Origin of the sequence: Sphingobium sp. UBA5915, from assembly GCF_002431195.1 — a bacterium.
In the GTDB taxonomy this organism is placed as follows: domain Bacteria; phylum Pseudomonadota; class Alphaproteobacteria; order Sphingomonadales; family Sphingomonadaceae; genus Sphingobium; species Sphingobium soli.
This window is the reverse complement of the sequence record NZ_DJDV01000126.1, coordinates 1-8,255: the sequence shown is the minus strand read 5'-3', so window position 1 is coordinate 8,255 and position 8,255 is coordinate 1. Positions and strand designations below refer to the sequence as shown.

Below are 8,255 nucleotides of genomic sequence, written 5' to 3'. Positions count from 1 at the left end.
ATATCAATGGGTCCTGACCCTAAAACCCGGGGGCGGAGTCGAGCGAGACGAGAGGTTTTCGCCCAGATCGGGAACGTTGAGCGCGTCGCACAACAAAGCAGTTGCACATCGATGCGTTTGCGACGGCTGTTACCAACCTTCGGCAAGCGAAAGCCGTCGGTCCGCTATCCGCCCAGTTGCCGTCGCCGGAGAGTGCCTGAACGTAGGGCAGCTTTCGGAGATCGACTCCGAAGCAGGGAATGACGGCTTCGTTAGCGGATCTGGCCACCGAACCTGCTCCGCCTGCAATGGCTGTTTATCGCCGTCACGGCTTGGGATCGGACTGTTCGGACACGACTAGTTTTTGACATTCTCAGGGAAGGCCTTGGGTTTTATTCAAGTCTTTCGTGTTTGGAACGCAAAGCCATTGCTGCCGTTAATTTCAATACTCATGATTTTCAAAATCACCGGATGGATAGATGAAACCGACCATAACAGCCTTCGAATGTTCGCCGGACGAGGGCCAAGGATTGGCGCGAGACATGCGCGTCCGCTGGGCGTTCGAAGAGGTAGGCCAGCCTTACGACGTGCGACTGATCTCGATGAAGGGCCTGAAGGAGCCTGAACACCGTTTGCGGAATCCTTTTGGAAGCATCCCAACATATGAGGAAGGCGACCTAGTCCTGTTCGAGTCAGGCGCGATCATCCTTCACATTGCCGAACAGCACGAGGGTCTCTTCCCGAACGATGTCAATGCGCGGGCACGCGTAATCACTTGGTTGTTTGCCGCGCTCAACACTGTCGAGCCGCCAATTGTCGAGTGGGAGATGGCCCAATATTTCGAAAAGGACAAGAGTTGGCGGGACGAGCATAAAGCGATAATCGAAAGGAATATCCGCTCCCGTCTCGACGACCTGTCGAAACGCCTCGGCGATGCCGACTGGATCGATGGTGACTTTAGCGCAGCCGACATATTACTTGTTCTTGTTTTACGTCGTCTTGACGGATCAGGGATCGTTGAAGAATATTCCAACCTTGCCGCCTACGTATCGCGCGGTAAAGAGCGGGCTGCTTACAAGCGTGCCTTTGAGGCGCAGCTTGCCGTATTCGAGGCAGCGTCGGCTAGTTGACTTCAGTTTTACCAACTGCCTGAACTGCTATCCGCTATCCGCTATCCCCGACCTTGCAGCCATCTACGCCAATCACCGGCACTCCCGAAACCGGTCGATCGGTCAACCTGAACGACCGACGGCTATCGAGGATCAGAAATCGGGCCTCGGACGACAGCTAAGTTGGCGGTTATCGTCAAGCAGCATAGGTTACCTGCTGCTCCTCATCCTGCCCCCTCAATCACCTGCGCCTTCAGGCCTACGCCCATCTGCTTTCGCAGCGCGCCGAAAATCGCCGCTAGATTGTCCATACTCGGATTGCCCTTTTCCGAGAGCATGCGGTGCAGGCTCTTACTAGGGCGATGGGTTTCCATCGCGAGCGCTTCAAAGCCGACCGAAGCATTCACAAGGTCGCGCAGGATCAGCCGCGCGACCTGCGGTTCGTCATTGAGAAAGGCAGTCGCCGCCTCATCGAGCATGGCCTTGGCGAACGCCGGGTCGCGCACGGCGCGCTCCTTCACCGTCTCCTTGAAATCCCGTGTCAGTACCATGCTCATTTCCTGGCCTTCTTCGCCGCAGACTTGCGAGCCTTGTATTCGTCCAGCAGTGCGCCCGCGTGGCGTATATCGGACTGCTGCCGCTTCTTCGTTCCGCCAACGAACAGGATGATCAGTTCATCACCGTCCCGGGCGAGGTAGAGCCGGTAACCCGGTCCCCAATCGATCCGGTATTCTCCAAGGCCGCCGCCGATCCATTTGACGTTCGACAGATTGCCCAGTTCCAGACGGAGAATGGTTGTCGCCACCTTGGCCGAGGCCTGGACATCGAGATCATCGAACCATGACCGGAACGGGCTCGAGCCGTCCTCGCGGATATACTCCTGTACGTTCAACGTATCGCTCTTCGGGTAACATATACGTTACCAATTGTCAAGTGAGGAGGGGTGGCGGAAACAGCGGCTCAGGCCGCCAAACGCAAGCGGTCGAGCTTTGCAGCACCTTGCGCAAGCAGCCGGGCAATCTCGTCGGACGTGCGACGGACCGCGAGCTTCAGTGCCTCATCGACATGGATATAGTCCTGTGTCACGTTCTGCGAGGCGTGGCCGAGCATCGCGCGGATCGTCAGTTCCGAAAATCCCAGCTCGGCGGCGATACTGGCAAAGGTGTGCCGCAACGTATGGGGCGTGACACCGGTGATGCCCGCAAATCCGCAGACACGCTCGAGACAGGCGCTGGCCGCCGTGAACGGACCTTCACCCGTTGTCGCAGGGAATACATATGGATTACCGGCGATCTGGGCTTGCGCGACGACGACCTTGATCGCCTCGGGCCCGATCGCGCGAATTTGCGCGCCGCTCTTGGTATCGGGGAAAGCGACGAAGCCCCCCATGGGATTGACCCATGCCCGCTGCATGGCCTGGCCTTCCTCGCGTCGGTAGCCGGTCAGCAGCAACAGCCGGATCACGGCGATTCCGGTTGGGCTCACCCCCTGATGTTCGGCATAGGCCATGGCCTTACCCAGCGTTTCGATCTCGGCGACGCTGAGGCGCCTTGTCCGTTTGTTGCCGGCGAGCTTCTTGGCGCCCTTGGTCGGATGCTCGGCGAGCAAGCCCTTATGTTTGGCGTGGCCAAGGATTGCCTGCATCGTACCCAGGCACCGCGCCGCGACGCCGGGACCGCCGGTTGCCTTCCCCCCGCGTCCGCCGCTGCGGCCCTTTGCGGTCCTGCGGTTCTTGACGTCATCCTGCATGCCTTCGACATCGGCAATCGTGAGGTGCCGGGCGATGCGTTTGCCGAGCAGAGGCTTGATGTGCGTCTTGATACGGCTCTCGTCCATCGCCAGAGAGGCTTCCTTGATCGGCCGGTTCCGCCGTCCCAGGATGCGGCCGGCACGCGCTTCGGTCAGATACCAGTCGCACAGGTCGGCAACCGTCATTTCCTTGCGGGCACGGCGGGCCTCTTCGGCCGGGTCTTCGCCGGCGGCGACCTCGCCCAGCTTCATCTTGGCGAGATCGCGCGCCTGGTCGACGGTAATCACGCCGAAGCGGCCGATCTTCACCCGCCGGATACGCCGTTCCTTGCTCATATACTGAATGACGAAGGTCTTGGTGCCGGTCGGACCGATGCGAACACCGAAGCCCTTGATCTCGGTATCCCAAACGAAGGCCTGACCGGCCTTCGGGGCGACAAGCGCATCGACGGTGCGCTTGTTGAGCTTGGCTTGCGCCATGGGATGTCCTCCATTTTATTACGCGTGCCCCGTCGGACCCAAAAGTAATAAGGACGTAATAAAAATGGGTCGTTTCGTGGCAAATCGGAGGCTAAGCCGTCGTAGAGAGCATGGCAATATCTATTTGAAATATAGTAGAAAATCGTATATTAGGAAATTCTGGCGTAATGGCCCCGATCGGCTTGCCAAGGTTGGGGTCGAGGGGTCGAATCCCTTCGCCCGCTCCAGTTTTCGACGAATTTCAATATTCTGGCCTCATGCGATCAGGCCTGCGGTTAGATATGAGCGCTTTGATCTGGCAAGCCCATATCCATTTCGTATCCATTCGAAATTGTACGTGCGACGAGGTTTGGCCGAGAGGCGGAATGTGATCGACGCGACAAATTTCGGATCGTGGCCAATTTAGGGTTCAGGACCCAGTGATGTGAGCGAACAGGGTCACTGGCTGCATGCGCACAATGTGATGCGCCGCGCGTCTTGAAACGCCCTGATCTAAGGATGGTCGACATTGTAAAGCCGCAGGACCGCGACGCGTTCGCCCACGGCCTTGTCCAGTAGCAGATAGGCGAGCACCCTGCCCCCGCGCGCATAGATGGCGAGCAGGCTGCCATCGGCCTGCCGCTCGGGCGGCTGCTCGATGGTCCAGCCCGGCGCAGGCGGCTGGGCCAGGCTGGCGACGAAGGGCTGAACCTGCTTACGCGGCAGTAGATAGATGCGCGCCTCCAGCGGCCCGGCGTCTGGTTCGATCCGGTCGCGCACCGCCAGGCTGGCGCGCGTCAACCGCGCGGAGGTCGCGTCGCCAAGCGGCAATTCGTCGCTGGCAATCAGCGCGGCCGGCACGGGCGGCAGGTCGGGCCGCCGCGCAGCGTCGCAAGCGGCGATCATCATCGCCGGCAACAGCCATGCCCAGCCAAGGCCCGACCGTCCGATCAGGGCTGAGCCGTCCGGGTGACCGAAGCCAGCCGATCTTCAAAGGCGCTGGACACCGCGTCACCGACACCAAGTTCACCCGTCTGCCCGTTGACCGGCAACGCGCCGCGCTCCAGCCGGATGCCGGCGGCGGCGCCTTCATCGGCGATGGCGTTCTTGACCGCGATCTGCATCCATTCCTTGCCCACTGCCGCGCCCCCGGCCACGACCCGGCCGGTCGGACCGCCCAGCGAGGCGACTTTGTCCACCACGGTGAGCGCGGATTTCAGGATAGCGGTGACGGTTTCGCGCTGCTCGGCCACATCGGCGGAGCGTGCCGTGGTTGCGGCATAGACGCCGCCCACAAAATAGCCGAGAGCGCCGGCATTGGCGCGCCGTTCCTGATCGGTGCCGACGACGGTTTCCACCTGGTTGAGATAGTCGACCGGATTTTCGGTCGCATAATTGCCAACCTGCAACCGGCCCATCTGTTGGCCCAGTTCCTGCTCGCGGCCCTGGTTCAGCATTTCCTTGGCATAGGCGGCGAAGCTGGAGCCATCCATCGTCTGCTGGTTGTAGGTGAGTTCGCGCATGACGCCTGTGGTGTCGTTGTCGATGATGGCGGTGAGGCCGTTGGTCATCTGGCGCAGCGTTTCATCCTTGCCGACAACGGTCAAGCCGCCAAGGACGCTGTCGGTGTCGCGCACCGCGCGCAGCGTCTGGATGCCCGCGTCGAAGACCTGCGCCTTGAGATCGGGGTCATAGGTGCTGGCGGCGGCGCCCATGATTGCTTCGAAACTGTCGGCATTCCAGCTGATCGAGTTGCTTGCGCCCGCTTGGCTCGCGATCGTCATCAACTGGCCGTCGGTGGCGGACGTCAGCACATCGGGCAACTTGTCGCCAATGGCTTCGAACCCCAACTGCGCATAGCTGCCGCGCAGCGAGCCGAGAACGTCGCCCACCGCCGTGGCCTCCGCATCCTGCATTTGGCTGCTGGAATAGCCCAGGCCATAATGCGCCTGAGTCGCGTCATCGACGCCGCCCTTCATCGCGGCAATATAATCGACTTTGGCCTGGGACGATCCATGGGTAGCGACCGCCTGGCCCAATTCGGTGACGGGATCGAAGCCGCCATTGTCCGCGCCGGCAAAGGCATCGCTCAATGCGGCAAGGCTGTCGCCGTCCAGCTTGCCAGCCATGTCGGCGAAGAAGGCGCGGCGCTCGTCGCCCGACAGGCCGCCATTGCCGAACCAGTCGCCATCCATCACCTCATGCGCGACGCGGTCCAGATCACCCGACTGGGCGAGGCGATCGACCACCTGGTCGGCCTGGTCCGCAGGCAGAGCGGTCAGCGTGTTGACGACATCATGGGTTTCGTCGTTGCTGACAGTGTTGAGCCAGCCCGACGTATCGAGCTTGTCATGAATGGTGTTGACGGCATCGCCGACGGGATCGGTCATGGCGGGCGCTCCGATGATGTTTGCGACTGGACCCGTTGTGGCGCAGGCGCGTGCGATTGGCGCTCGGCGATCCGACTAGGCGGGCTAGTCGATCCGATTAGGCAGGGTCGATGGGGGCAAGCAATGGGACGCGCCGCCCCTTCCTTAAAGGCCAAGGCGCTGGGCGATCTATCGCGAGCCGGCCCGATGGCCAGCGTCAGTCGTCATAATCGACGTGCAGGTTGAACTTGCCGTCGGGCTGAAGCGTGAAGACGAAATGCTTCCACTTCGCGCGCCCCTGCTGCTGCATGCGGTCGCGCAGCTTCGCCAGTTCGGCGTGAATGGTTTCATTCTGTTCGTAGGACGGCACGAAATAATTGCGGTCCTTGTCGGGCGAGGCATAGGCGAAAAGAAGGTCGCTATAACCGTCACCCACTTCGCCTTCCGTCCACAGCTTCTGCCATCCCGCCGGCGCGGCCTGCGCCAATTGCCGGGCGATGGTCAGATGCGGATCGGCTTCGCTCACTTCTGTCCTCCGGGCACATTGTCGAACATCCGCGTGCGCGGCACGCCATCGATGCTGTAGGTTACCCGAAAATTGTCGGGCCGCTGACTGTCGGACCCATATTTCACCTCGATCTTCACATCAACCATCTTGCCCTCGTTAAGCGCGGTCTGGAAGGTGCGCTCCAGATCGCGCCAGGCGCCCATGTTGAAGTTGCCGTTCATCGGCACGAGGTTCACGCGCTCACCCGGACCATTGAAGATGGAGGCGATCAGATGGCCGCCCTGATCGTCGGGCAGGCGATCCTCGCGGCCGGACACGCCCTGCTGGTAGCTGTTGCGGTCGGCGGTGTGGAGATCAAGCTGGCCCTCGACATCGGCGACCCGGCCCTGCGCATCGGTGCGATAGGTGTAGCCGTTGACGACATAATCGGCGTTGGGCGTTAGATTGCGGGCGTTGAGTTCGGGCGACCAGTCGCCCTTGCTGCCGCCATCCATCTCGATCCGCGGGCGCGCTGCATCGGCAATCTCGTCGCCATGCCGGGTCGCCTGCTGCGCCACTTCGCTGCCGGCATCTAGCGCCTTTTCGCCGCCGCGGATTGCGCCCTTGGCCAGATCGCCCACGCCCGGCACCCAAGCGACCGCGGCGAGACCGAGATTGCCCCAGGCGCCGTCCTTGCCCTGGATCACGTCACCGATCGCGGAGACGGTATCGCGCGCGTCGCCAATCTGCCCGACGACGGGAATGAAGCCGCCGACCACTTGGCCGGCGGTCGCCGACCAGCTGTCATTGTCGCTGAAGTCGCCCTTAACCAGACCATCGAAGAAGGCGCCGACGCCTTCTTCCGATTGCGCGTCCTGCAGCGTCGCATCCGGCGCGACCGGCTGCGGCGCGGCCTGGGGCGAGGGTTGCGGGGTCGGTTCAGGCGTCGCCTCGATCGTGATCGGCGCGAGCGTCGTGACGTCCGATGGCGGCGTCAGCTGCGCTTCGATCGCGGCGGTGATAGCGGCGGGATCAGTGGTGCCGAGCCGCGCGGCGGTGGCGTCCCATGCCTCCTTGTAGCCCAGGCCCGCAGGCTGGCTGCCCCAAGTGGCGGCGGCGGGCGCATCGGGGAAGTCGCCGACGGCGAATTCCTGTCCCTCGATCGACACGCCGAAGGGCGCATTGTCGTTCGCCGCCTGCATCGCTGCGCTGAACTGGCCCTGTTCGACCGGGGTCAGCTGCGCTTCGATCGCGGCGGCGAGATCCGCCTGGGCCTGCGGATCATCGGGAGTATGGGCGCGGACATCGGCGGCGAGCGCGGTTGTATCGAGGGTGCCTGCGGTGCGATGTTCGCTCACCATGTCGGCCGCAACATCTGTCGATGTGGACGTGCTCGAACCAATGCCAGCCGAGCCCTGGCCAATGCTGTCTGCAGCTTCCGTACCCATGATTACACCCTCGATACCTCTGGGACTGAAGAAAGGGGGGAGCGGCGTGAAGGGGATGGGGGAAGCCGCTCCCCGCGCGATGCGCGTCAGCCGCGCGCCGCGTTGGTGAGCGCGTTGACCAGGCCGAACAGCAGGAAGGAAGAGAGCTGCTGCGTGATCTCGCCCATGCTCGGCATCTCGCTGCCCGGGCCGTAAATCGCGCCGACCTTGGTCAGGTTGAGATCGGCCTGGGTGGCGATGTCGCCGGTCAATTCCGAACGCCAGCCGGCGCCGGTGGCATTTTCCTGGAGCACGAAACCGTCGCGAGTCAGCATGTCGAGCATCTGGCCATTGTTCGACTGAGTGATCGACAGGTCGCCAATCTGGTTCTGGCTGATGCCGTCCACCACGATCGCCTGATCGCCCTTGGTGATGGTCAGCTTGCTGGCCAGATATTCATTGGGATTGGCGGCATATTGTTCGGTGTCGATGGTGATCTTGGTGCCGTTTTCCAGTTCGAAGCTGGTCGTGCCCCAGAAGTCGAAGGCATGCTTGCCATCGATGTCGACATGGGGATCGCCCCAGACGCGCGTGGTTTCCCCGGTGCTGGCGTTGTAGATGCGGATTTCCGAGTTACGCTCGTCCAGTTCCAGGGAATAGCCATCGCCCAGATCGA

General features: G+C 62.0%; 9 protein-coding genes. 1 reads left to right on the top strand and 8 read right to left on the bottom strand.

The window, feature by feature from the left end; all coding sequences use genetic code 11:
* The first annotated feature begins 458 nt into the window (after nt 1-458).
* Nucleotides 459-1,109 carry a glutathione S-transferase family protein gene (locus B2V90_RS22575; protein ID WP_293923189.1) on the top strand — a complete coding sequence of 217 codons (651 nt, stop codon included), beginning with the start codon at nt 459-461 and terminating at the stop codon, nt 1,107-1,109.
* Between the two features lie 203 nt (nt 1,110-1,312).
* On the opposite strand, the gene B2V90_RS22570 is transcribed toward B2V90_RS22575, so the two are convergent.
* From B2V90_RS22570 to B2V90_RS22535, 8 genes are all read right to left on the bottom strand, one after another.
* Nucleotides 1,313-1,639, bottom strand: a complete 327-nt coding sequence (locus B2V90_RS22570; protein ID WP_293923187.1) for a DNA-binding protein — start codon at nt 1,637-1,639, stop codon at nt 1,313-1,315.
* Between the two features lie 2 nt (nt 1,640-1,641).
* Nucleotides 1,642-1,980 (bottom strand): type II toxin-antitoxin system RelE/ParE family toxin, encoded by a 339-nt coding sequence (locus B2V90_RS22565; protein ID WP_293923186.1) that lies wholly within the window; start codon nt 1,978-1,980, stop codon nt 1,642-1,644.
* Between the two features lie 68 nt (nt 1,981-2,048).
* Nucleotides 2,049-3,317 carry a tyrosine-type recombinase/integrase gene (locus B2V90_RS22560; RefSeq protein ID WP_293923184.1) on the bottom strand — a complete coding sequence of 423 codons (1,269 nt, stop codon included), beginning with the start codon at nt 3,315-3,317 and terminating at the stop codon, nt 2,049-2,051.
* Between the two features lie 492 nt (nt 3,318-3,809).
* Nucleotides 3,810-4,205, bottom strand: coding sequence for a hypothetical protein (locus B2V90_RS22555; protein ID WP_293923182.1), 396 nt, complete (start codon nt 4,203-4,205; stop codon nt 3,810-3,812).
* Between the two features lie 41 nt (nt 4,206-4,246).
* Nucleotides 4,247-5,686, bottom strand: a complete 1,440-nt coding sequence (locus B2V90_RS22550; protein ID WP_293923180.1) for a hypothetical protein — start codon at nt 5,684-5,686, stop codon at nt 4,247-4,249.
* Between the two features lie 196 nt (nt 5,687-5,882).
* On the bottom strand, nt 5,883-6,191 hold the full coding sequence (locus tag B2V90_RS22545; RefSeq protein ID WP_009823025.1) for an immunity protein YezG family protein: 309 nt from the start codon (nt 6,189-6,191) through the stop codon (nt 5,883-5,885).
* A complete protein-coding gene (locus B2V90_RS22540; RefSeq protein ID WP_293923178.1) occupies nt 6,188-7,600 on the bottom strand; it encodes a DNA/RNA non-specific endonuclease in 1,413 nt (470 codons plus the stop codon). The genes B2V90_RS22545 and B2V90_RS22540 overlap by 4 nt, the downstream gene beginning before the upstream one ends.
* An 86-nt stretch (nt 7,601-7,686) precedes the next feature.
* A partial coding sequence (locus tag B2V90_RS22535; protein ID WP_293923176.1) for a DUF1521 domain-containing protein occupies nt 7,687-8,255 on the bottom strand: 569 nt, incomplete at its 5' end.